The organism is Pseudomonas parasichuanensis, from assembly GCF_021601385.1.
GTDB lineage: Bacteria > Pseudomonadota > Gammaproteobacteria > Pseudomonadales > Pseudomonadaceae > Aquipseudomonas > Aquipseudomonas parasichuanensis.
Genome location: NZ_BQHO01000035.1, coordinates 30,320 through 52,024 on the forward strand (window position 1 = coordinate 30,320; position 21,705 = coordinate 52,024).

Below are 21,705 nucleotides of genomic sequence, written 5' to 3' on the forward strand. Positions count from 1 at the left end.
CGTGACTGACGATAGCCCAGGGGGTAGGGAGGGGCGGGCGCTGTTCGGGGTGGTGACGCAGGGCCGTGGGGCGTGTCAGTGAGGCGGACTGGCCGTGGACCACCGGGTGCGGGTAGCAGGCGGGACGGCAGGGCTGGGTAAGCGTGACCCGAGTATAACTATCGGGTTACCGTCCAGACCAGCACCTTGCTGGCGCAATTGTCCTCGGTTTCGAGGATTTCCAGGCGATAACGGCCGATCTTCAGGCATACCGCGGTCGCCGGGATGCTTTCCAGCGCCTCGGTGACCAGGCCGTTGAGGGTTTTCGGCCCGCCGTCACAGGGCAGGTGCCAGCCGAGGGTACGGTTGATCTCGCGCAGCGACGCGGTGCCCTCGATGATGAAGCGGCCATCGCCCTGCGGGTGCACGTGCGGGTTGTCGAGGCTGTGTTCGTCTTCGAATTCGCCGACGATCTCTTCGAGGATGTCTTCCAGGGTGACGATGCCCAGCACTTCGCCGTATTCGTCCACCACCACGCCCATGCGCCGCTGTTGCTTGTGGAAGTTCAGCAACTGCATCTGCAAGGGCGTGCTTTCGGGCACGAAGTAGGGCTCGTAGCAGGCGCCCTGGAGCTTTTCGAAGGTGAGTTCGGCGCGCGGCAGCAGGTGGCTGATCAGCTTGGTGTTGAGTACCGCTTCCACCTGGTTGATGTCGTTGTGATAGACCGGCAGGCGCGTGTGGCGGCTGACGATCAGCTGCTCGATGATGCGCTGGATGGGGTCGTCGAGGTTGATGCCGTCGACTTCGTTGCGCGGTACCAGGATGTCGTTGACGGTGACCTTGTCCAGGGCCTGCAAGCCTTCCAGCAAGCCGTTGCGCGATGGGTCCGGGTGTTCGTCATCATCGAAGTCGTCTTCCTGCGGGTGCAGCGCCACCGCGATGGGCTGCACGCGGAACGGGCGCAGGATCAACCTGGCGCAGCCATCGAGCAGGCAGGCCAGCGGTTGCAGTGCGGCCAGCGGTACCTTGAGCAGGCTCGTGCCAAGGCTGATGAATGCTTGCGGATCACGTCGGGCCAGGCGTCGTGGCAGGTACTCGGCAAGCACCAGCAAGGCGGCGGTGGCGGCCAACCCGGCGAGCCAGAAACCGTGCTCGCCGCTGTAACGCTGGCCGATCAGGCAGGCCAGGCCCAGCACCAGCAGCTTGCCGAGGCTGGCGCAGAGCACCAGGGCCTGGGCGGGCAGGGCGGGGTCGGCGTGGCCGTTCTGTTGCTGGCGCGCGCAGTCCACCGCAGTGAACAACGCCGACCACAGCAGTGCCAGTACCAGTGTGCCGAGCAGCGGGGCGTACGGCAGGGTATCCATGGGCGGCCGTCAGATATGCAAGATGAATTCGCGGACCAGCTTGCTGCCGAAATAGGCCAGCATCAGCAGGCAGAAACCGGCGAGGGTCCAGCGGATCGCCTTGTGGCCACGCCAGCCCAGGCGGGTGCGGCCCCACAGCAAGACGCTGAACACGATCCACGCCACGCAGGCCAGCAGGGTCTTGTGCACCAGGTGCTGGGCGAACAGGTTGTCGAGGAACAGCCAGCCGGAGATCAGCGACAGCGACAGCAGCCCCCAGCCGGCCCAGAGGAAACCGAACAGCAGGCTTTCCATGGTTTGCAGCGGTGGGAAGTTGCGGATCAGCCCGGACGGGTGCTTGTGCTTGAGCTGGTGGTCCTGCAGCAACAGCAGCAGGGCCTGGAACACCGCGATGGTGAACAGGCCGTAGGCGAGGATCGACAGCAGGATATGCGCGAGGATGCCGGGTTCTTCGTTGATCAGCGGCACCGTGCCGGGCGGGGCGAACTGGGCCAGCAACGCCGTTACGGCACCGAGCGGGAACAGCAGCACCAGCAGGTTCTCCACCGGAATGCTCAGGCAGGCGATCAGCGTCAGGGCAATCACCGCCACGGCGATCAGGCTGGCGGCGCTGAAGAAGTCCAGGCTCAGGCCCAGCGGGGTGATCAGCTGGAAGAACAGCGCGCCGCCCTGGGCGAGCACCGCCAGCGCACCGAGCAGCCCGAGCAGCCGCTTGTCGGCGCGGGCACCACGGGCCAGGCCGGTGGCCTGATAGACGGTCGCGGCCAGATAAAGGAAGGCGGCGATCAGGTTGGGGATGAGGCTGGGTGAAGAGAGCATAAGTCCTGGCAGGCAAGCCTTAAAGGGACGGAGTTTGGCATAGAACGCGCTGCTCTAGGAAGACTGCGACACCAGCTGCAAGCTGTAAGTAATGAGCTGCAAGTAAAAGCGAATCGACGTATGGCCAGCTTTTACTTGCCGCTTGTAGCTCGCCGCTCGCCACTGCCTTCGTTATAATCGCCGCCTTGTTGTGCCCAGCGCGTGTGCATTTCCACCTGGGCGCCTGAAAAACCTCGGCTTCACTGGGCCTGAAAGGATCACCATGTTCGAAAACCTGACCGACCGCCTGTCACAGACGCTGCGCCATGTCACCGGCAAGGCCAAGCTGACCGAAGACAACATCAAGGACACGCTGCGCGAAGTGCGCATGGCCCTGCTCGAGGCCGACGTCGCCCTGCCGGTGGTCAAGGATTTCGTCAACAGCATCAAGGAGCGCGCGGTCGGCACTGAAGTGTCGCGCAGCCTCACCCCAGGCCAGGCCTTCGTCAAGATCGTCCAGGCCGAGCTGGAACGCCTGATGGGCGCGGCCAACGAAGAGCTGACGCTCAACGCCGCACCGCCCGCCGTGGTGCTGATGGCCGGCCTGCAGGGTGCCGGTAAGACCACCACCGCCGGCAAACTGGCGCGCCACCTCAAGGAGCGCAAGAAGAAGAGCGTCATGGTGGTCTCCGCCGACGTTTACCGCCCGGCGGCGATCAAGCAGCTGGAAACCCTGGCCAACGACATCGGCGTGACCTTCTTCCCGTCCGACATCAGCCAGAAACCGGTGGACATCGCCCAGGCGGCGATCCGCGAAGCCAAGCTCAAGTTCATCGATGTGGTGATCGTCGACACCGCCGGCCGCCTGCACGTCGACGCCGACATGATGGACGAGATCAAGGCGCTGCACGCCTCGGTCAAGCCGATCGAAACGCTGTTCGTGGTCGATGCCATGACCGGCCAGGACGCCGCTAATACCGCCAAGGCCTTCGGCGACGCACTGCCGCTGACCGGTGTGATCCTGACCAAGGTCGACGGTGATGCCCGTGGCGGTGCCGCACTGTCGGTGCGGGCCATTACCGGCAAGCCGATCAAGTTCATCGGTATGGGCGAGAAGACCGAAGCCCTCGAGCCGTTCCACCCTGACCGGATCGCCTCGCGCATCCTCGGCATGGGTGACGTGCTCAGCCTGATCGAGCAGGCCGAGCAGACCATCGACAAGGAAAAGGCCGACAAGCTGGCCAAGAAGCTGAAGAAGGGCAAGGGCTTCGACCTCGAAGACTTCCGTGACCAGCTGCAGCAGATGAAGAACATGGGCGGCCTTGGCGGGCTGATGGACAAGCTGCCGAACATGGGCGGCGTCAACCTGTCGCAGATGGGCAACGCCCAGGGCGCGGCCGAGAAGCAGTTCAAGCAGATGGAGGCGATCATCAACTCCATGACCCCGGCCGAGCGCCGCGACCCTGAGTTGATCAGCGGTTCGCGCAAACGCCGCATCGCCCTGGGCTCCGGTACCCAGGTGCAGGACATCGGCCGGCTGATCAAACAGCACAAGCAGATGCAGAAGATGATGAAGAAATTCTCCACCAAGGGCGGCATGGCCAAGATGATGCGCGGCCTTGGTGGCATGTTGCCTGGCGGCGGCATGCCCAAGATGTAATCGAATTTGGCTGGCTGCCTTTATAAGAAGGTGGCCGCCATCCCCCGCTTCGGCGGGAATAGCGCCGCAAAACAGCGGCTTAACCGGCAGATCTGAACGGTGGGTCAAGCGCTCGCCGAAAAAGGCATTTGCAAATGTCCGTGTATTCCCCGAGAATATGCGGCCTTTTGGGCACCCGTGTGCCCATTGGGCATTCAGTTTTGCAGCACCGACTATAGGAACGATGTTCACATGGTAACCATCCGTCTTGCCCGTGGCGGCTCGAAAAAGCGCCCTTTCTACCACCTGACCGTGACCAACTCGCGTAACGCCCGTGACGGCCGTTTCGTTGAGCGCGTTGGCTTCTTCAACCCGATCGCATCGGGCGCCGAAGTCAAGCTGTCGGTAAACCAGGAGCGCGTCACCTACTGGCTGAGCCAGGGCGCACAGCCGTCTGAGCGTGTTGCTCAGCTGCTGAAGGAAGCTGCCAAGGCTGCAGCCTGAGCAGTATGAACGCGACGCCAGAAAAGGCTGACGACCTCATCGTCGTTGGCAAGATTTTTTCGGTTCACGGCGTTCGCGGCGAGGTGAAGGTGTACTCCTTTACCGATCCGATTGAAAACCTGTTGGATTATCCGCGCTGGACGCTCAAGCACGAAGGCAAGGTAAAGCAGGTAGAGCTGGTCAGCGGTCGTGGCTCCCAAAAGGGCCTGGTCGTGAAATTGAAAGGTCTCGATGATCGTGATGAAGCCCGGCTTCTGAGTGGTTACGAAATCTGCATTGCGCGGAGCCTTTTGCCCAACCTGGCAGCCGACGAGTACTACTGGTACCAGTTGGAAGGCCTGAAGGTCATCAATCAGGACGAACAGCTGTTCGGCACGATCGATCACCTGTTGGAGACCGGCGCGAACGATGTAATGGTGGTCAAGCCTTGCACAGGCAGCCTGGATGATCGCGAGCGTCTGTTGCCCTATACGGAGCAATGCGTGCTGGCAATCGACCTTGAAGCCGGTGTGATGCGAGTCGAATGGGACGCGGATTTCTAAACGATGGGTAACCTTCGCGTAGACGTCATCACGTTGTTCCCCGAGATGTTCTCGGCCATCACGGAGTACGGCATTACCAGCCGTGCGGTGAAACAGGGGTTGCTGCAAGTGACCTGCTGGAACCCGCGGGACTACACCACTGATCGCCACCACACCGTGGATGATCGGCCGTTTGGCGGTGGTCCGGGCATGGTGATGAAAATCAAGCCTCTGGAAGACGCCCTGGTCAACGCCAGGCAAGTCGCCGGAGCAACGGCAAAGGTGATCTACCTTTCGCCGCAAGGTCGCAAGCTGACTCAGCAGGCGGTCAAAGGCCTGGCCGAACAGGAATCTCTGATCCTGATCGCCGGTCGTTATGAAGGCATCGACGAGCGTTTTATCGAGGCTCATGTCGATGAAGAGTGGTCGATTGGCGACTATGTGCTTTCCGGTGGCGAGCTGCCGGCCATGGTGCTGATCGATGCGGTTACGCGGCTGCTGCCCGGAGCTTTAGGGCATGTGGACTCGGCGGAGGAAGATTCTTTCACCGACGGTCTGCTGGATTGCCCGCACTACACCCGACCTGAGGTGTATGCGGATCAGCGTGTACCCGACGTGTTGCTAAGTGGCAACCATGCACATATCCGGCGTTGGCGGATGAAGCAGTCCCTTGGTAGGACCTTCGAACGACGCGCCGATCTTCTGGAAAGTCGCTCGCTTTCTGGAGAAGAGAAGAAGCTGCTCGAGGAATACCTCCGCGAGCGGGACGATAGTTAAACGTATCGATGGTGGATCGCGTTATCCATCTTAGGAGCACAGCATGACCAACAAGATCATCCAGCAGCTCGAAGCCGAGCAGATGAGCAAGGAAATCCCGACCTTCGCACCAGGCGACACCATTGTCGTCCAGGTTAAAGTGAAGGAAGGCGACCGCTCGCGTCTGCAGGCGTTCGAAGGCGTCGTTATCGCCAAGCGTAACCGCGGTCTGAACAGCGCCTTCACCGTGCGCAAGATCTCCAGCGGCGTTGGCGTAGAGCGTACCTTCCAGACCTACAGCCCACAGATCGACAGCCTGGCCGTGAAACGTCGTGGTGACGTGCGTAAAGCCAAGCTGTACTACCTGCGCGACCTGTCCGGCAAAGCCGCTCGCATCAAGGAAAAACTGTCCTGAGTGCAGTTTGACCGGTGGCCTTGGCCATCTTGCGAGAGAAAAAGCAGCCTTCGGGCTGCTTTTTTGCTTTTTGTACCTTGCCTTAGCGATGTGACCCGAACATGACAACCCGAGACCAGGAAATCCTGCGCCGCACCGAACTGTCGGTGACCCGTGTGACCAAGGCGGTGTTCCCCAACACCACCAACCACCACAACACCCTGTTCGGCGGTACGGCCCTGGCATGGATGGACGAAGTGTCGTTCATCGCCGCCACGCGTTTTTGTCGCCTGCCGCTGGTAACCGTGTCCACCGACCGCATCGACTTCAAGCACCCGATCCCGGCGGGCTCGATCGTCGAGTTGGTGGGTAGCGTGATCAAGGTCGGCAACACCAGCCTGCAGGTGCAGGTGGATGTATTCGTCGAGAACATGTACCTCGATGGCCGCGAACGCGCGATCCATGGGGTGTTCAGCTTCGTCGCCATCGACGAGGACAAGCGCCCGGTGCCGGTGCTGCCGCAGGCCTGATTGGGTGCGCAGCGCAATCCCTGTAGGAGCGGCCTTGTGCCGCGAAAGGGCTGCGAAGCGGCCCCCAGTTTTCGGCGTTGCGACAACTAAAATCGGGGGCTGCCATGCAGCCCTTTCGCGGCACAAGGCTGCTCCTACAGGGGTCGCAGGCCCTCCTGATCAGTGATCCACAGGCTCAGGCTCGATCAGCGCCACCAGCGTCCACCCCGGCTGCGGCTGCAGCGGGTGTTCCGGGGTGGCCACATGCACCCAGCCGTGGTTGTCGCGGGCGAACATCAATGTCGCGCGCTCACCGTGCAGTTGCTGGTAAGTGTCCCAGGTGAAGGCCTCGGTCAGGGTCGTGCTGTACAGCTCTGCCCCCTGGTTCAGCAGCTTGGCCAGCTGGTTGTAGGTCATCGGGCTGGCGCCGAGCGGCTGGCCGCGATGCTCCTCGCTGGCCCGGTGCTTGTCGCTGCGCTGCTTTTCCAGGCCGCTGGCCAGCACGAACAGCCGGCCATGCCCGAAATCGTGGCGAAACCGTGCGCAGGCCAGGGCGTTTATTTCCCCGGCCGGTGACAGCCCGAGCAGGTGCCCCAGGCCCACCAGGTCCAGGTGGGCGTCGGCATGCTGCGAGGCTGGGTTGCCGAAGTAGGTGGGCAGGTTGTCCATGCGCGCGGCGCGGATGTTTTCCCAGCTCGAGTCGGTCAGCAGTACCCGGCAACCCAGTTGTTGCAGGGCCTTGGCAATGGCCCGGGCAGGCGGGTTGGCACCCACCATGAGAAAGCCGCTGGGGGCCGGCTCGGCGACCTTGAGCAGGCGCGCCAAAGGTCTGGCAGTGGCGCTCTGCAGTACCACGGTGCCGATGATCACGGCGAACGTCAGGGGCACCAGCAGCAGCGCCCCCTCGTGGCCGGCCTCATGCAGGCGGATCGCGAAGATCGCCGAGACCGCCGCCGCGACGATGCCGCGCGGGGCGATCCAGGCCAGCAGCGCACGCTCGCGCCAACTCAGCGTGGAGCCCAGTGTCGAGAGAAACACATTGAGCGGCCGGGCCAGCAACTGGATCACCAACAGTAACGCCAGGACCGCCGGGCCCAATCCCAGCAGGGCATCAAGGTCCAGGCGCGCTGCCAGGAGGATGAACAGGCCTGAGATCAGCAGCACGCTGAGGTTTTCCTTGAAGTGCAGGATCTGCCGCACATCCACCCCGGGCATGTTGGCCAGCCACATGCCCATCACCGTCACGGCCAGCAGCCCGGACTCGTGGACGATCTGGTTGGCGGCGATGAAGATGCCCAGCACCGCGGCCAGCGAGGCCAGGTTGTGCAGGTATTCCGGCAGCCACTGGGCGCGCATGATCTGCCCCAGCAACCAGCCCCCGGCGGCGCCCAGGGCACCGCCGCAGAAGATCACCCCGGCGAAGGTGCCCAGGCTCTGGACCAGCCCGTCACCGTCGCTGCGGGCGATGATGAAGCTGTACACCACCACCGCCAGCAGCGCGCCGATGGGGTCGATGACGATGCCCTCCCAGCGCAGGATGTTGGCAATGGTTGCTTTGGGCCGCACCACCCGCAGCATGGGTACGATCACCGTGGGCCCGGTGACCAGGGTGAGGGTGCCGAACAGGATCGCCAGCGCCCAGTCGAAGCCCAGCAGCCAGTGGGTGGCCACGGCGATCACCAGCCAGGTGCTCAAGGCGCCGACCGTGACCAGGCGGTGGACCACGCTGCCGATCTCGCGCCATTGCGAGATATGCAGGGTCAGGCTGCCCTCGAACAGGATCAGGGCCACGGCCAGCGACACCAACGGCATCAGCAACGGGCCAAACAACGCCTGCGGCTGCAGCCAGCCCAGCACAGGCCCCGCCAGGATGCCGGACAGCAGCAGGAACAGGATCGCCGGCAGCTTCAGGCGCCAGGCCAGCCACTGGCAGGCGAGGGCGGCGGCGCCGATGCCACCGAAACTCAGAAGGATCTGCTGTTCGCTCATGCGGGCTCCCTATGCGTGCGCGGTTATGAAAGACTAAGCGCCATTTCGCCGTTTGCCACCGAGTCTTCATGCCCGCCCTCGACCACCCCCTGATTGACCAGTTCCTCGATGCCCTGTGGCTGGAGAAGGGGCTTTCCGACAATACCCGCGCCTCTTACCGCAGTGACCTGGCCTTGTTCAATGGCTGGTTGCAGGAGCACGGCGTGGCGCTGCCCGATGCCGGTCGCGAGCTGATCCTCGATCACCTCGCCTGGCGTTTCGACCAGGGCTACAAGCCCCGCTCCACGGCGCGATTTCTTTCCGGTGTGCGGGGCTTCTTCCGCTACCTGCTACGCGAGCGATTGATCGCCGTCGACCCGACGCTGCAGGTGGACATGCCGCAACTGGGGCGCCCGCTGCCAAAGTCGCTGTCGGAAGCCGACGTCGAGGCGCTGCTGCAGGCGCCGGACCTGGGCGAAGCCATCGGCCAGCGTGATCGGGCCATGCTCGAAGTGCTGTACGCCTGCGGCCTGCGGGTGACCGAGCTGGTCAGCCTCACGCTCGACCAGGTCAACCTGCGCCAGGGCGTACTGCGGGTGATGGGCAAGGGCAGCAAGGAGCGCCTGGTGCCGATGGGCGAAGAGGCGGTGGTCTGGCTGGAGCGCTACCTGCGCGACGGTCGCGCCGAGCTGCTCAATGGCCGCCCCAGCGACGTGCTGTTCCCCAGCCTGCGCGGCGAGCAGATGACCCGCCAGACCTTCTGGCACCGCATCAAGCACCAGGCACGGGTGGCCGGTATCGACAAGCCGCTATCGCCGCATACCCTGCGCCACGCCTTTGCCACGCACCTGCTCAACCACGGGGCCGACCTGCGCGTGGTGCAGATGCTGCTGGGCCACAGCGACCTGTCCACCACGCAGATCTACACCCACGTGGCCAAGGCCCGTCTGCAGCAATTGCACGCCCAGCACCATCCGCGTGGATGAATGATCTTCATGTTCCGCTCACCGGTGCCTGAGGAGCCTTTCTGCGCGGGCCTGTTGTGGTAGGCTTGGACGGTTTGTTGCAAGGGCCGACCGTTCGCCACCTTCAACGCGTAGGCGACGCCCCTCCGGCCCCGTCCGTCTTCAGGAGTACCCCCATGCGTGTCACCCGTATCTTTGCCGCCGCCGCCCTGGCGTTGGTCAGTACCTTTGCCGCCGCGGCCACCACTGAGCCCACGGCCGGTGCCGAGCAGGCAATCCGCAAGTCGCTGCAGGACCTGGCCCTGGAAGTGCCGGTGGAGAGCGTTGCCAGCAGCCCGCTCAACGGCCTGTACGAAGTCAAGCTGCAGGGCGGTCGCGTGCTGTATGCCAGTGCCGACGGCCAGTTCGTGATGCAGGGCTACCTGTACCAGATCCAGGACGGCAAGCCGGTCAACCTCACCGAGAAGACCGAGCGCCAGGGTATCGCCAAGCTGATCAACGGTATCCCGGCGGCAGAAATGGTCGTTTACCCGGCCAAGGGCGAGACCAAGTCGCACATCACCGTGTTCACCGACACCACCTGCCCGTACTGCCACAAGCTGCACGCCGAAGTGCCGGAGCTCAACCGCCGCGGTATCGAAGTGCGCTACGTCGCCTTCCCGCGCCAGGGCCTGGGTTCGCCGGGTGACCAGCAGTTGCAGGCGGTATGGTGCTCCAGCGACCGCCGCGCGGCGCTGGACAAGATGGTCGACGGCAAAGAGATCAAGGCGGCCAAGTGCGCCAACCCGGTCAGCAAGCAGTTCCAGCTCGGCCAGTCGATCGGCGTGAACGGCACGCCCGCCATCGTCCTGGAAAGTGGCCAGGTGATTCCGGGCTACCAGCCGGCACCGCAAGTGGCCAAGCTGGCCCTGGCAGAGCGCAAGTAATCAATTCAATACGCCATCGTCATGGGGTGATGGCATGTTTCACGGTCGGCGCAAGTGCTGGCCGTTCAATGGGGCGTTCACAGTGAAACCGGTCAAAGTAGGCATCTGTGGGTTAGGGACCGTCGGTGGCGGAACCTTCAACGTACTTCAGCGCAACGCCGAGGAGATTGCCCGCCGTGCCGGGCGCGGTATTGAAGTGGCACAGATTGCCATGCGCTCGCCCAACCCGAACTGCCAGATTACCGGTACCCCCATTACCGCTGATGTGTTCGATGTGGCAAGCAACCCCGAAATCGATATCGTCATCGAGCTGATCGGTGGCTATACCATCGCCCGCGAACTGGTGCTCAAGGCCATCGAAAACGGCAAGCACGTGGTCACCGCCAACAAGGCGCTGATTGCCGTGCACGGTAACGAGATCTTTGCCAAGGCCCGCGAGAAGGGCGTCATCGTCGCCTTCGAGGCCGCGGTCGCCGGCGGTATCCCGGTGATCAAGGCGATCCGTGAAGGCCTGTCGGCCAACCACATCAACTGGCTGGCCGGGATCATCAACGGCACCGGCAACTTCATCCTCACCGAAATGCGCGAAAAAGGCCGTGCCTTCCCCGACGTGCTGGCCGAAGCGCAAGCGCTGGGCTATGCCGAGGCCGACCCGACCTTCGACGTCGAGGGCATCGACGCTGCGCACAAGCTGACCATCCTGGCGTCCATCGCCTTTGGTATCCCGCTGCAGTTCGACAAGGCCTACACCGAAGGGATCACCCAGCTGACCACTGCTGACGTGAACTACGCCGAAGCCCTGGGCTACCGCATCAAGCACCTGGGCGTGGCCCGTCGCACCGCCGACGGCATCGAGCTGCGCGTACACCCGACCTTGATCCCCAGCGACCGCCTGATCGCCAACGTCAACGGCGTGATGAACGCGGTGATGGTCAACGGCGACGCCGCCGGCTCCACCCTGTACTACGGCGCCGGCGCCGGTATGGAGCCAACCGCATCTTCGGTGATCGCCGACCTGGTCGACGTGGTCCGCGCCATGACCAGCGACCCGGAGAACCGTGTGCCGCACCTGGCCTTCCAGCCGGATTCGCTGTCGGCCCACCCGATCCTGCCGATCGAAGCCTGCGAGAGCGCCTACTACCTGCGCATCCAGGCCAAGGACCACCCGGGTGTGCTCGCGCAGGTCGCCAGCATCCTTTCGGAACGCGGCATCAACATCGAGTCGATCATGCAGAAGGAAGCCGAGGAGCAGGACGGCCTGGTACCGATGATCCTGCTGACCCACGGTGTGGTCGAGCAGCGCATCAACGACGCCATCGTCGCCCTCGAAGCCCTGCAGGATGTGGTCGGCAAGGTCGTGCGCATCCGCGTCGAACAGCTCAATTAATTCAAGCGGCGGGCTGCGACGCGGCCCGCCTTCAGAACCGAAGGTTTGCATATGCGCTATATCAGTACCCGCGGCCAGGCTCCGGCCCTGAACTTCGAAGACGTGCTGCTCGCAGGCTTGGCCACCGACGGCGGCCTGTACGTCCCCGAGAACCTGCCACGCTTCACCCAGGAAGAGATCGCTTCCTGGGCCGGCCTGCCGTATCACGAGCTGGCGTTCCGGGTAATGCGCCCGTTCGTCGCCGGCAGCATCGCCGATGCCGACTTCAAGAAGATCCTCGAAGAGACCTACGGTGCCTTCGCCCACGCCGCCGTCGCGCCGCTGCGCCAGCTCAACGGCAACGAGTGGGTGATGGAGCTGTTCCACGGCCCGACCCTGGCGTTCAAGGACTTTGCCCTGCAGCTGCTCGGCCGTCTGCTCGACCATGTGCTGGTCAAGCGTGGCGAGCGTGTGGTGATCGTCGGTGCCACCAGCGGCGACACCGGCTCCGCTGCCATCGAAGGCTGCCGCCGTTGCGACAACGTCGACATCTTCATCCTGCACCCGCACCAGCGCGTGTCGGAAGTGCAACGCCGGCAGATGACCACCATCTTCGGCGACAACATCCACAACATCGCCATCGAGGGCAACTTCGACGACTGCCAGGAGATGGTCAAGGCCAGCTTCGCCGACCAGTCGTTCCTCAAGGGCACCCGCCTGGTGGCGGTCAACTCGATCAACTGGGCGCGGATCATGGCCCAGATCGTCTACTACTTCCACGCCGCCCTGCAGCTCGGCGGCCCGGCACGTTCCGTGGCGTTCTCGGTGCCGACCGGCAACTTCGGCGACATCTTCGCCGGTTACCTGGCCCGCAACATGGGCCTGCCGATCAGCCAGCTGGTGGTCGCGACCAACCGCAACGACATCCTGCACCGCTTCATGAGCGGCAACCAGTACGTCAAGGAAACCCTGCACGCGACCCTGTCGCCGTCGATGGACATCATGGTCTCGTCGAACTTCGAGCGCCTGCTGTTCGACCTGCACGGTCGCAACGGTGCGGCCATCGCCGAGCTGATGGACAGCTTCAAGCAGGGTGGCGGCTTCAGCGTCGACCAGGACCGCTGGACCGAAGCGCGCAAGTTGTTCGACTCGCTGGCGGTGACCGACGAGCAGACCTGCGAGACCATCGCCGAAGTCTTCGCCAGCACCGGTGAAGTACTCGACCCGCACACCGCGATCGGCGTCAAGGCCGCCCGCGAATGCCGTCGCAGCCTGGATACGCCAATGGTGGTGCTGGGTACCGCGCACCCGGTCAAGTTCCCGGACGCGGTCGAGAAGGCAGGTGTCGGCAAGGCCCTCGAGCTGCCGGCTCACCTCAGCGACCTGTTCAGCCGCGAAGAGCGCTGCACGGTGCTGGCCAACGACCTGAAGACCGTACAGGCCTTCGTCAGCCAGCACGGTAACCGCGGCAAGCCGCTGTAAGCCTGGCTGCAACTGAAAAAGCCCGTCCTTGGACGGGCTTTTTTGTGTGTGCTGATTTTTTTGCGATTTTTTCCATGGATCCTCAGAATTTTCCTGTTTGGCGTTGTCGAAGTGCCTACTAAAGTGCGGGGCATCGAACCGCCAGAGCGCCTCGTCGAGGGAAACGTCCATGCATCAATTTCAGGTTCTTATCCACCAGCCCCGTCCTTTCCACCAGATCGTTCTGCACCAGGCATTCAATGCCCAAGGCGTCTATAGCGTGCGGTTGACCGAGGACATGCCGGGTACGCTGGCCTGCCTGAACCAGGAGCGGCCAGTGGATGTACTGGTGCTTGATCACGACATGCCGATCAGCAGCGCGCAGTCGTTGTTCCGTCACCTGGCGACCGAAGGGGCGGCACAGGCGCTATTGTTCGTCGGGCAAGGCAAAGGCAATGGCTCGGATCTGGCTCGAGAGGCCCGCAAACTGGGGTTGTGGGTGCTGGATGAGCTGCCATGGCCGATGTCCACCGTGGCACTGGGCAAGGCACTTGGGCGTCTGCCGGCACCGGTAGATCAGCTGGGCGGCTAGGGCATTCAAACTGTCATGTTGCCCGCGCATGCTCGCTGCAAGGGCCTGCGGTTGCGAACTTTGCGCCGGGCCTGACGGTCAGTTCCTCCATGCCCATAAGCCAGCGAGTGATCCGGATGGAAAGAGTCTGCAGCCTGCTCAACGATGCCCTGACCCCCTACCTGGCCGCACTTGGCGCCGTCGACGCCAGCGGTAATCGCCAACTGACCCTATACGACCCGCGCGGCGCCGTGACCTTGCAGCGCCAGGTGGCTGAACGCCAGCTGCAGGAGCAGCAGTTGCTGGTGGATCTGGTCGATGGCCTGCACCGTGACTTGCAGATTGCCGAAGGCCGCCTGCAGCCCTGTGTGATTGCCGCGTTGCAACATCAACGCCCTGCCCAGGGAACCTTTGCCTGATAGCCGCATCAGATTCATCAACGCCAGTTTGACGGTGCTTGGCTCCGGTAGTGTCAGGCTGTCGCGGGAAGCCCGCATTGGCTTTCGCTTGACCCCGGTCGTCCTCCCCAGCGGCCGGGGTTTCTTTTTGCCCCTTTGCATGTGTTCTGAATCTGCGGACTATCTGAGTGCCCTGGGGCTGCAAGGCAGCCCCATCAACCGGAAAGCTCCGGCTCTAAGGCTGGGTAGGCGCGTCGACGCCGTTGTCTTCGAAGAAGTGACGCGCCTGTTGCAGGTAGTCCTCGCGAAGCTCCGGATCCAACCAGCGGGCATACAGGGCGGGCAGGGTGTCGCGGCGCATGGCTGGCAGCAACCGGTCGATGTGGGTGATGGCTTCGCGCCCCAATGGCGTATTCGAGCAACCCACATGCAGGAATTGGTAGTGGTTCACGCCGCTGATGGAATAGAAGCGGTAGTCGTCCAGTGAGCCGCCTTGCTGCTCGATCAGGTAGCGCACCTCTGGCCAGTAGCCGAGCACCAGTTGCAGGCGACCCATTTGCTGCATCTGCAACAGGCTGGCCGTCGCGTCATTGCCGTAGTGGCGGCTGAAGGCGGTATCGGGCAACTGGCGCAGAATTTCGTCGACCTGCACGCTGTAGCTGCGCTCGGCGACGATGCCCAGTTTTAGCCGGGTCTTGTCGAGCAATGGCTTGAGCTCGACCTGTTGGCCGTCGAGGAATGGTGCGAGCAATGCCTGGTCCTGTTTGCGCACGACCAGCCCGCTGCTCAGCACCCCCAACGAAGGCTTGGAAAAATGCACGTACTTGGCGCGTTCGGGGGTCCAGAGCAGGGTCGGGTCGCAGGTGAAACTCGGTTCCATGAGCATCTGGATGCCCCGGGCGCGATTGACCCGCACGATGCTGTGGTCATATTCGGGCATTTGCTCGATCAGCTGCGGCAGCATCTGGTCGACCACACCCTGGCCTTTCTCGGCACCCTCGAAAATGGTGAATGGCGGCAGGTCACGGACCAGCCACAGCAGGCGCTCCTTGGCGTGTGCCATTGGCATCGCCAGCAGCAGGCAGAGGATGACGGGCAGGCGCGCAAGGCGCCTGCGCCGGCTCGTCGCGCGACTCAGACCGTACCCGCCTGGCGCAGGCCGGCGATGGCGGCAGCGTTGTAGCCCAGGCTGGCCAGCACGCTGTCGGTGTGCTCACCGAGGGCCGGGCCGACCCATTCGGTGGAGCCCGGGGTGTCGGAGAGCTTGGGCACGATGCCAGGCATCTTGAACGCCTTGCCGTCCGGCAGTTTGGCCTGGAGGAACATTTCGCGGGCAAGGTACTGCGGGTCGCTGAACATGTCCTCGGCCGAAAAGATCCGGCTGGCCGGCACTTCGGCGTCATTGAGTACCTGCATGACCTTGTCCAGCGGCAGGCCGTTGGCCCAACGGTCGATCACCCCGTACAGCTCGTCGCGGCGGGCGTCGCGGCCATCATTGCTGGCCAGTGCGGCGTCGTTGGCCAGGTCGTCGCGGCCAATGGCCTGCATGAAGCGCTTGAAGATCGCGTCGCCATTGGCGCCGATCTGCACATGGCGGCCATCGGCGGTGGTGTGGATGGAGGAGGGGGTGATGCCGGGCATGATGTTGCCGGTGCGTTCGCGGATGAAACCGAACACGTCGAATTCCGGGACCATGCTTTCCATCATGGCGAAAATCGCCTCGTACAGTGCCACGTCCACCACCTGGCCCTGGCCGCCGTTCACCTCGCAGTGACGCAGGGCCATCAGCGCACCGATCACGCCCCACAGGGCGGCGATCGAATCACCGATGGAGATCCCCGTGCGCACTGGCGGGCGGTCCTCGAAACCGGTGATGTAGCGCAGCCCACCCATCGACTCGCCCACCGCGCCAAAGCCCGGCTGGTCCTTCATCGGGCCGGTCTGGCCGAAGCCTGACAGGCGCACCATCACCAGGCGCGGGTTGAGCGCGTGCAGGACATCCCAGCCCAGGCCGAGTTTTTCCAGCACGCCGGGGCGGAAGTTCTCGATCAGGATGTCGGCCTCGGCCAGCAGGCGCTTGAGCACCTCGCGGCCTTCGGGGTGCTTGAGGTTGAGGGTGAGCGACTGCTTGTTGCGTGCCTGCACGAACCACCACAGCGACGTGCCCTCGTACAGCTTGCGCCACTTGCGCAGCGGGTCGCCGCCGTCGGGCGACTCGACCTTGATCACCTCGGCACCGAACTCGGCGCAGATGCGCGAGGCGAACGGGCCGGCGATCAGGGTGCCGAGTTCGATCACTTTCAGGCCGGCGAGGGGTTTGCTGGGCGTGGTCATGGGGCATCCGTGGCAGCTGGGCGTGAGGGCAGGTTGTATCACAGCTCGGCAGCGGCAGGTACTGTCGCCGCGCACGCGCGATGCGCAAGGGCCTTCGTCTGCCAGATCGGTTAGACTGTGCGACTTTCTTTTCTACGAAGCCCCGCGCCCATGGCCCAGCCGTCCACCACCTACAAGTTCGAACTGAATCTGACCGACCTCGACCGCGGCGTGTACGAGAACGTCCGTCAGACCATCGCCCGTCACCCTTCGGAGACCGAGGAACGCATGGCTGTGCGCCTGCTGGCCTATGCCCTCTGGTACAACGAACAGCTGGCGTTTGGCCGTGGCTTGTCGGATGTCGACGAAGCCCCGCTGTGGGAAAAGAGCCTGGACGACCGCATCCTGCACTGGATCGAAGTCGGCCAGCCGGATGCCGAGCGCCTGACCTGGTGTTCGCGCCGCACCGAACGTACCAGCCTGCTGGCCTACGGCAGCCTGCGGGTGTGGCGGACCAAGGTGGGTGATGCGGTCAAGGGCCTGAAGAACCTGAACATCGCCGCTGTGCCGCAAGAGGTGCTGGAGACCCTGGCAACCGACATGCCACGTACCATCAAGTGGGACGTGATGATCAGCGAAGGCACTGTTTTCGTCACCGACGACCGTGGCCAGCACGAAGTGCAGCTGGAGTGGCTGCTGGGCGAGCGCGGCTGAGCCGCCCCTTACACGGATTACCGAAGACCCCATGCGTATCGAGCCCCGCCCCCTGCCGTCGACCCTGCCATTTTTGGGTAACCTGCCGCCCTTGCTGACCCGCCTGTACGCCGCCCGTGGCGTGCAGTCCGAAGCCGAGCTGGACAAAGGCCTGGCCCGGCTGTTGCCGTACCAGCAGCTCAAGGGCATCGAGGCGGCGGTAGACCTGCTGGTCGAAGCCCTCGATCAGCGCCAGCGCATCCTCATCGTCGGCGACTTCGACGCCGACGGCGCCACGGCCAGCACGGTCGGTGTGCTTGGCCTGCGCTTGCTGGGTGCGGCGCATGTCGATTACCTGGTACCCAACCGCTTCGAATATGGCTATGGCCTGACGCCGGAGATCGTGGCCGTTGCGCTGGAGCGCCAGCCGCAGTTGCTGATCACCGTGGACAACGGCATCTCCAGCGTCGAAGGCGTGGCAGCGGCCAAGGCGGCCGGGCTCAGGGTGCTGGTCACCGATCACCACCTGCCCGGCCAGCAGTTGCCGGAGGCCGACGCCATCGTCAACCCGAACCAGCCAGGCTGCGCGTTCCCGAGCAAGTCGCTGGCGGGCGTCGGGGTGATCTTCTACGTACTGATGGCCCTGCGCGCACGCTTGCGCAGCCTTGGCCGCTATGACAGCCAGCCGCAGCCGAATATCGGTGAACTGCTCGACCTGGTCGCGCTGGGCAGCGTCGCCGACGTGGTGCCGCTGGATGCCAACAACCGTATCCTGGTGCACCAGGGCCTGGAGCGCATCCGTGCCGGCCGCGCCCGCCCTGGGCTCAAGGCGATCCTCGAGGTGGCCCGCCGCGACCACCAGCGCATCACCTCCACCGACCTGGGCTTTATCCTCGGCCCACGGCTCAACGCCGCCGGGCGCCTGGACGACATGAGCCTGGGGATCGAGTGCCTGCTGTGTGATGACGCAGCGCTGGCGTTGGACATGGCCCAGCAACTGGATGGCCTGAACCAGGACCGCAAGTCCATCGAGCAGGGCATGCAGCGCGAAGCCCTGGCCCAGCTCAAGGAACTGCCGGTCGAATCGATGCCCTATGGCCTGTGCCTGTTCGACGCCGACTGGCACCAAGGGGTGATCGGCATCCTGGCCTCACGCCTGAAGGAGCGTTACCACCGCCCGACCATCGCCTTTGCCGATGCGGGGGAGGGGATGCTCAAGGGCTCGGCGCGGTCGGTGGCGGGGTTCCATATCCGTGATGCGCTGGATGCGGTGGCGGCGCGTCACCCGGCGTTGATCAGCAAGTTCGGTGGGCACGCCATGGCGGCGGGTTTGTCGTTGCCGGCCGAGCACTTTCCGGCGTTTGCCGAGGCGTTCGACCTGGAAGTGCGGCGGCAGCTGCGGGAAGAGGACCTGACCGGACGGTTGTTGTCCGATGGCACGTTGGCGGTCGAGGAGTTTCACCTGGACCTGGCGCGGGCTTTGCGCAATGCCGGGCCCTGGGGGCAGCACTTTCCCGAGCCTCTGTTCCATGGGGTGTTCCAGCTGGTCGAGCAGCGGGTTGTCGGTGAGCGGCATCTGAAGGTGGTGCTCAAGAGCGAGTGTGGGGCGGTGCGGTTGGACGGGATTGCCTTTGGGATTGATCGGGAGGTTTGGCCGAATCCTACTGTGCGGTGGGTGGAGTTGGCTTATAAGTTGGATGTGAATGAGTTTCGTGGGAATGAGAGTGTGCAGTTGATGATTGCTCACATGGAGCCACGGTGATTGGGGTTTGGTTAGTTAGTTAGCTAGTTAGCTAGCTAGTTAGTTAGTTAGTTAGTTAGTTGGTTAGTTGGCTGGTTGGTTTTTGTAGTTGTATGCGCATTCATTTGCGATGTCGACGCATAGTCACCTTTCCGCCCTTACGGCGGCTTACTTTGGTCTTGGCCAAAGTAAGCAAAGCCGCTCGCTCCCATCATACGGCCCCTGCGCTGCGCTCCGGGGTCCCTTCGCTCCGGCGTCCTCCGGGCCCGCGCGGCCTCCGACTTGCTGCGCAAGTCTACATCTCGCGCCTTCGGCTACGCCGAAGGGTGCTGCGCACCAGGGCCCTCCAGACGCCTGCGCTCAGCCTCCTGAAGTCGCGAAGTTAGGGGCGGCGCCTGGGCTGGCGTTAGCTGTCGCTAGTGGGATTATGGGATCTCTGGATTGCAATCGCTGGCAAGCCAGCTCCCACAGGATATTGCCAGCCTTTCAGACTTGCGTTGTACCTGTGGGAGCCGGCTTGCCGGCGATAGGGCCCGAACAGACAACACATCAACAACAGTCAAACTTAGATAGCAATATTACTGCTCTTGATCTGCTCTTGATCTGCTCTTGATCTGCTCTTGATCTGCTCTTGATCTGCTCTTGATCTGCTCTTGATCTGCTCTTGATCTGCTCTTGATCTGTTTTTGCTTTTGCTTCTAAGCGCGCGATAGTCCAGGCAGCACAAATTGCGACTTCAGGAGTCGAGGGGACCCCGGAGCGCAGCGCAGGGGCCGTATGATGGGAGCGGGCGGCTTTGGTTACTTTGGCCAAGACCAAAGTAACCCGCCGTTGGGCGGAAAGGTGACTATAAGTCGCCATCGCCGCCGAATGCGCATACATCTATCAAAACCAACACTCTGAAAATCGAGCGCCAAACGCAAATCTAACTCCGATAAGCCCGAACAAACACCTCAACCGCCTCCCGCACATGCACCTCCGCCTCATCCCCCGTCAGCGCCGGCGCACACCCGATCAACAACCGATAATCCGGCGCCCCCTTGACCAAACAGAAGAACTGCTCCGCCGCCCGCAACGGATTGTCGATCCGCAGCAACCCCCGCTGGTCGATCCCGCGCAGCAGCGACTCCATGCCCGCGACCACCCGCTTGGGCCCGGCTTCATAGAAGTAATGCCCGAACCCCGGATCCTGGCTGCTCAGGGCGATGATCAAACGGCTGAGCTTCACCGACTCGTCCGCGCTGATCAGCGCCTGGAACCCGCGAGCGATGTTCAGCAGCACATCCATCAGCGCCGCCCCCTCGGGGTACTCGAAGATCAGATCGGGCAACTGCGTCTGGCACGTCGCCATGACCGCTGCGCCGAACAACGTCTGCTTGTCGGTGAAATGGCTGTAGACCGTGAGTTTAGAAACACCTGCCGCCGCAGCGACCGCATCCATGCTGGTGTTGGCATAGCCAAGGCTGAGGAACAGCGACTTGGCGGCTTGGAGGATGGCCTCGCGCTTGGCCAGATCCTTGGGCCGGCCGGGGCCGATGGGTGCGTCAGTGGGCATGTGCAATTGTTACCTGCTGTGAAAGGTGACCATCTTACCGGGTCGTGGACGATCCGGCTGTAGCGTGCGTCGCATCGTTAATATGGTTTTTCTCTGGGTAGACCGCTTCCCGGCGCGGATGCGCTGACTTAATATACTCGCCAGTATAAATATTCGATGCGCCTCTCTGCCAAAGGTCCTCCATCATGTTGCGTCGTGCGCTTTACCTCGCCTTGCCTGCTGCCCTCGTGCTGCTGGCCGCCTGCGGCCAGGAGGCCGCGCCACCTGCTGCGCCGCGCCCGGCGTTGGTGGTTCAGCCCCAGCCGGCGGGCGCGTCGGCAGACAGCTACCCCGGTGAGGTGCGCGCGCGCTTCGAGCCTGAGCTGGCGTTTCGCATTGGCGGCAAGGTGAGCAAGCGTCTGGTGGAAGAGGGACAGCGGGTCAAGGCCGAACAGGCGCTGGCCGAGCTCGACCCGCAGGACGTGCGCCTGCAACTGGAAGCCAACCGTGCCCAGGTGGCCGCCGCCGAAGCCAACCTGGCGCTGGTGCGCACCGAGCGTGAACGCTACCAGAAGCTGCTCGACCGCCAGATGGTCAGCCACTCGCAATTCGATAACGCCGAGAACCTCTACCGTGCCGGCCTCGCTCGCCTGAAACAGGCCAAGGCCGAGTTCGAGGTGGCCGGAAACCAGGCCGAGTACGCCGTGCTGCGCGCGCCCCAGGCCGGGGTGATCGCCAAGCGCCAGGTCGAAGTCGGCCAAGTGGTGGGTGCCGGGCAAACAGTCTTCACCCTGGCCGCCGACGGTGAGCGTGAAGTGGTGATCGGCCTGCCCGAACAGCAGTTCGCCCGCTTCCGCGTCGGCCAGGCTGTCAGCGTCGAGCTGTGGTCGCACCCCAATGCCCGGTTCGAAGGGCGTATCCGCGAGCTGTCACCGGCCGCCGACCCACGTTCACGCACCTTTGCCGCACGTATCTCCTTCATCTCCGGCAATGCCCCGGCCGAACTCGGCCAGAGCGCGCGGGTGTTCATCGCCCACGCCGAACACGCGCCGCTGGCGGTGCCGCTCTCGGCGGTCAGTGCCGAGGCCGGGCAGGCCTATGTCTGGCGGGTCGGCAAGGACAACCGGCTGGAGCGTGCGGCGGTTCGCCTAGGGCCCTATGGCGCCGACAGTGTGCCGGTGCTCGAAGGCCTGCAGGCCAGCGACTGGGTGGTTGCCGCTGGCGGCCATGTACTGCGCGAAGGGCAGCAGGTGCGGCCGGTGGACCGCAGTAATCGAGACGTGAACCTGGCGGTGAAGGAGTAAG

General features: G+C 63.7%; 21 protein-coding genes. 15 read left to right on the plus strand and 6 right to left on the minus strand.

Annotated elements, in window-relative coordinates; genetic code table 11:
• Nucleotides 1-158: 158 nt before the first annotated feature.
• Both L6D77_RS22650 and L6D77_RS22655 read right to left on the minus strand, forming a co-directional pair.
• Nucleotides 159-1,343: a transporter associated domain-containing protein gene (locus L6D77_RS22650; protein WP_232885137.1), complete on the minus strand. Its 1,185-nt coding sequence runs from the start codon at nucleotides 1,341-1,343 to the stop codon at nucleotides 159-161.
• Between the two features lie 9 nt (nucleotides 1,344-1,352).
• Nucleotides 1,353-2,162 (minus strand): cytochrome C assembly family protein, encoded by an 810-nt coding sequence (locus L6D77_RS22655; RefSeq protein ID WP_232885136.1) that lies wholly within the window; start codon nucleotides 2,160-2,162, stop codon nucleotides 1,353-1,355.
• A gap of 262 nt (nucleotides 2,163-2,424) precedes the next feature.
• Between L6D77_RS22655 and ffh the strand changes: the two genes are divergently transcribed.
• From ffh to L6D77_RS22685, 6 genes are all read left to right on the plus strand, one after another.
• Nucleotides 2,425-3,801 (plus strand): signal recognition particle protein, encoded by a 1,377-nt coding sequence (gene ffh / locus L6D77_RS22660; RefSeq protein ID WP_232885135.1) that lies wholly within the window; start codon nucleotides 2,425-2,427, stop codon nucleotides 3,799-3,801.
• A 231-nt stretch (nucleotides 3,802-4,032) separates the two neighbouring features.
• Nucleotides 4,033-4,284 (plus strand): 30S ribosomal protein S16, encoded by a 252-nt coding sequence (rpsP, locus tag L6D77_RS22665; RefSeq protein ID WP_011535318.1) that lies wholly within the window; start codon nucleotides 4,033-4,035, stop codon nucleotides 4,282-4,284.
• 5 nt (nucleotides 4,285-4,289) lie between these two features.
• Nucleotides 4,290-4,826 carry a ribosome maturation factor RimM gene (rimM, locus tag L6D77_RS22670; RefSeq protein WP_125859954.1) on the plus strand — a complete coding sequence of 179 codons (537 nt, stop codon included), beginning with the start codon at nucleotides 4,290-4,292 and terminating at the stop codon, nucleotides 4,824-4,826.
• 3 nt (nucleotides 4,827-4,829) lie between these two features.
• Nucleotides 4,830-5,582: a tRNA (guanosine(37)-N1)-methyltransferase TrmD gene (trmD, locus tag L6D77_RS22675; RefSeq protein WP_110993301.1), complete on the plus strand. Its 753-nt coding sequence runs from the start codon at nucleotides 4,830-4,832 to the stop codon at nucleotides 5,580-5,582.
• 43 nt (nucleotides 5,583-5,625) lie between these two features.
• Nucleotides 5,626-5,976, plus strand: coding sequence for a 50S ribosomal protein L19 (gene rplS / locus L6D77_RS22680; protein ID WP_023629812.1), 351 nt, complete (start codon nucleotides 5,626-5,628; stop codon nucleotides 5,974-5,976).
• Nucleotides 5,977-6,077: 101 nt separating this feature from the next.
• On the plus strand, nucleotides 6,078-6,485 hold the full coding sequence (locus L6D77_RS22685; protein WP_025337914.1) for an acyl-CoA thioesterase: 408 nt from the start codon (nucleotides 6,078-6,080) through the stop codon (nucleotides 6,483-6,485).
• Nucleotides 6,486-6,644: 159 nt separating this feature from the next.
• On the opposite strand, the gene L6D77_RS22690 is transcribed toward L6D77_RS22685, so the two are convergent.
• Nucleotides 6,645-8,453: a cation:proton antiporter gene (locus tag L6D77_RS22690; RefSeq protein WP_232885134.1), complete on the minus strand. Its 1,809-nt coding sequence runs from the start codon at nucleotides 8,451-8,453 to the stop codon at nucleotides 6,645-6,647.
• A 68-nt stretch (nucleotides 8,454-8,521) separates the two neighbouring features.
• Here L6D77_RS22690 and xerD point away from each other — a divergent pair, with 68 nt between their 5' ends.
• The 6 genes from xerD (at nucleotide 8,522) to L6D77_RS22720 (ending at nucleotide 14,140) form a co-directional block, all read left to right on the plus strand.
• The gene (gene xerD, locus L6D77_RS22695; protein ID WP_232885133.1) at nucleotides 8,522-9,418 is read left to right on the plus strand and encodes a site-specific tyrosine recombinase XerD; all 897 of its coding nucleotides are present in this window, start codon (nucleotides 8,522-8,524) and stop codon (nucleotides 9,416-9,418) included.
• Between the two features lie 155 nt (nucleotides 9,419-9,573).
• Complete coding sequence (locus L6D77_RS22700; RefSeq protein ID WP_232885132.1) at nucleotides 9,574-10,323, plus strand: thioredoxin fold domain-containing protein; 750 nt, start codon at nucleotides 9,574-9,576, stop codon at nucleotides 10,321-10,323.
• 82 nt (nucleotides 10,324-10,405) lie between these two features.
• A complete protein-coding gene (locus L6D77_RS22705) occupies nucleotides 10,406-11,710 on the plus strand; it encodes a homoserine dehydrogenase (RefSeq protein WP_232885131.1) in 1,305 nt (434 codons plus the stop codon).
• A gap of 51 nt (nucleotides 11,711-11,761) precedes the next feature.
• A complete protein-coding gene (thrC, locus tag L6D77_RS22710) occupies nucleotides 11,762-13,171 on the plus strand; it encodes a threonine synthase (RefSeq protein WP_232885130.1) in 1,410 nt (469 codons plus the stop codon).
• A 169-nt stretch (nucleotides 13,172-13,340) separates the two neighbouring features.
• Nucleotides 13,341-13,742 carry a histidine kinase gene (locus L6D77_RS22715; protein ID WP_232885129.1) on the plus strand — a complete coding sequence of 134 codons (402 nt, stop codon included), beginning with the start codon at nucleotides 13,341-13,343 and terminating at the stop codon, nucleotides 13,740-13,742.
• A 116-nt stretch (nucleotides 13,743-13,858) separates the two neighbouring features.
• Nucleotides 13,859-14,140, plus strand: a complete 282-nt coding sequence (locus L6D77_RS22720) for a DUF3509 domain-containing protein (protein ID WP_232885128.1) — start codon at nucleotides 13,859-13,861, stop codon at nucleotides 14,138-14,140.
• 214 nt (nucleotides 14,141-14,354) lie between these two features.
• Here L6D77_RS22720 and L6D77_RS22725 read toward each other — a convergent pair whose 3' ends face one another.
• Both L6D77_RS22725 and L6D77_RS22730 read right to left on the minus strand, forming a co-directional pair.
• On the minus strand, nucleotides 14,355-15,257 hold the full coding sequence (locus L6D77_RS22725) for a TIGR02285 family protein (RefSeq protein WP_373870625.1): 903 nt from the start codon (nucleotides 15,255-15,257) through the stop codon (nucleotides 14,355-14,357).
• Nucleotides 15,254-16,453: a CaiB/BaiF CoA transferase family protein gene (locus L6D77_RS22730; RefSeq protein ID WP_232885126.1), complete on the minus strand. Its 1,200-nt coding sequence runs from the start codon at nucleotides 16,451-16,453 to the stop codon at nucleotides 15,254-15,256. The genes L6D77_RS22725 and L6D77_RS22730 overlap by 4 nt, the downstream gene beginning before the upstream one ends.
• A 150-nt stretch (nucleotides 16,454-16,603) precedes the next feature.
• Between L6D77_RS22730 and L6D77_RS22735 the strand changes: the two genes are divergently transcribed.
• Both L6D77_RS22735 and recJ read left to right on the plus strand, forming a co-directional pair.
• Nucleotides 16,604-17,146: a YaeQ family protein gene (locus L6D77_RS22735; protein WP_232885125.1), complete on the plus strand. Its 543-nt coding sequence runs from the start codon at nucleotides 16,604-16,606 to the stop codon at nucleotides 17,144-17,146.
• 31 nt (nucleotides 17,147-17,177) lie between these two features.
• Entirely contained in the window at nucleotides 17,178-18,887 is a 1,710-nt protein-coding gene (gene recJ / locus L6D77_RS22740) for a single-stranded-DNA-specific exonuclease RecJ (protein ID WP_232885124.1), read from the plus strand.
• Nucleotides 18,888-19,791: 904 nt separating this feature from the next.
• On the opposite strand, the gene L6D77_RS22745 is transcribed toward recJ, so the two are convergent.
• Nucleotides 19,792-20,421, minus strand: a complete 630-nt coding sequence (locus L6D77_RS22745) for a TetR/AcrR family transcriptional regulator (RefSeq protein ID WP_232880226.1) — start codon at nucleotides 20,419-20,421, stop codon at nucleotides 19,792-19,794.
• Between the two features lie 185 nt (nucleotides 20,422-20,606).
• On the opposite strand from L6D77_RS22745, the gene L6D77_RS22750 reads away from it, so the two are divergent.
• On the plus strand, nucleotides 20,607-21,704 hold the full coding sequence (locus L6D77_RS22750) for an efflux RND transporter periplasmic adaptor subunit (protein WP_232880233.1): 1,098 nt from the start codon (nucleotides 20,607-20,609) through the stop codon (nucleotides 21,702-21,704).
• Nucleotide 21,705 lies beyond the last annotated feature (1 nt).

What these genes read in the sequence shown, in the direction of transcription:
- trmD (WP_110993301.1), top strand. Translation starts at nt 4,830, where the DNA reads ATGGGTAACCTTCGCGTAGACGTCATCACGTTGTTCCCCGAGATGTTC.
- L6D77_RS22690 (WP_232885134.1), bottom strand. Translation starts at nt 8,453, where the DNA reads ATGAGCGAACAGCAGATCCTTCTGAGTTTCGGTGGCATCGGCGCCGCC.
- thrC (WP_232885130.1), top strand. Translation starts at nt 11,762, where the DNA reads ATGCGCTATATCAGTACCCGCGGCCAGGCTCCGGCCCTGAACTTCGAA.
- L6D77_RS22735 (WP_232885125.1), top strand. Translation starts at nt 16,604, where the DNA reads ATGGCCCAGCCGTCCACCACCTACAAGTTCGAACTGAATCTGACCGAC.
- L6D77_RS22750 (WP_232880233.1), top strand. Translation starts at nt 20,607, where the DNA reads ATGTTGCGTCGTGCGCTTTACCTCGCCTTGCCTGCTGCCCTCGTGCTG.
- xerD (WP_232885133.1), top strand. Translation starts at nt 8,522, where the DNA reads ATGCCCGCCCTCGACCACCCCCTGATTGACCAGTTCCTCGATGCCCTG.
- L6D77_RS22700 (WP_232885132.1), top strand. Translation starts at nt 9,574, where the DNA reads ATGCGTGTCACCCGTATCTTTGCCGCCGCCGCCCTGGCGTTGGTCAGT.
- L6D77_RS22745 (WP_232880226.1), bottom strand. Translation starts at nt 20,421, where the DNA reads ATGCCCACTGACGCACCCATCGGCCCCGGCCGGCCCAAGGATCTGGCC.
- L6D77_RS22715 (WP_232885129.1), top strand. Translation starts at nt 13,341, where the DNA reads ATGCATCAATTTCAGGTTCTTATCCACCAGCCCCGTCCTTTCCACCAG.
- rplS (WP_023629812.1), top strand. Translation starts at nt 5,626, where the DNA reads ATGACCAACAAGATCATCCAGCAGCTCGAAGCCGAGCAGATGAGCAAG.
- L6D77_RS22730 (WP_232885126.1), bottom strand. Translation starts at nt 16,453, where the DNA reads ATGACCACGCCCAGCAAACCCCTCGCCGGCCTGAAAGTGATCGAACTC.
- L6D77_RS22685 (WP_025337914.1), top strand. Translation starts at nt 6,078, where the DNA reads ATGACAACCCGAGACCAGGAAATCCTGCGCCGCACCGAACTGTCGGTG.
- rpsP (WP_011535318.1), top strand. Translation starts at nt 4,033, where the DNA reads ATGGTAACCATCCGTCTTGCCCGTGGCGGCTCGAAAAAGCGCCCTTTC.
- L6D77_RS22650 (WP_232885137.1), bottom strand. Translation starts at nt 1,343, where the DNA reads ATGGATACCCTGCCGTACGCCCCGCTGCTCGGCACACTGGTACTGGCA.
- ffh (WP_232885135.1), top strand. Translation starts at nt 2,425, where the DNA reads ATGTTCGAAAACCTGACCGACCGCCTGTCACAGACGCTGCGCCATGTC.
- L6D77_RS22655 (WP_232885136.1), bottom strand. Translation starts at nt 2,162, where the DNA reads ATGCTCTCTTCACCCAGCCTCATCCCCAACCTGATCGCCGCCTTCCTT.
- recJ (WP_232885124.1), top strand. Translation starts at nt 17,178, where the DNA reads ATGCGTATCGAGCCCCGCCCCCTGCCGTCGACCCTGCCATTTTTGGGT.
- L6D77_RS22720 (WP_232885128.1), top strand. Translation starts at nt 13,859, where the DNA reads ATGGAAAGAGTCTGCAGCCTGCTCAACGATGCCCTGACCCCCTACCTG.
- rimM (WP_125859954.1), top strand. Translation starts at nt 4,290, where the DNA reads ATGAACGCGACGCCAGAAAAGGCTGACGACCTCATCGTCGTTGGCAAG.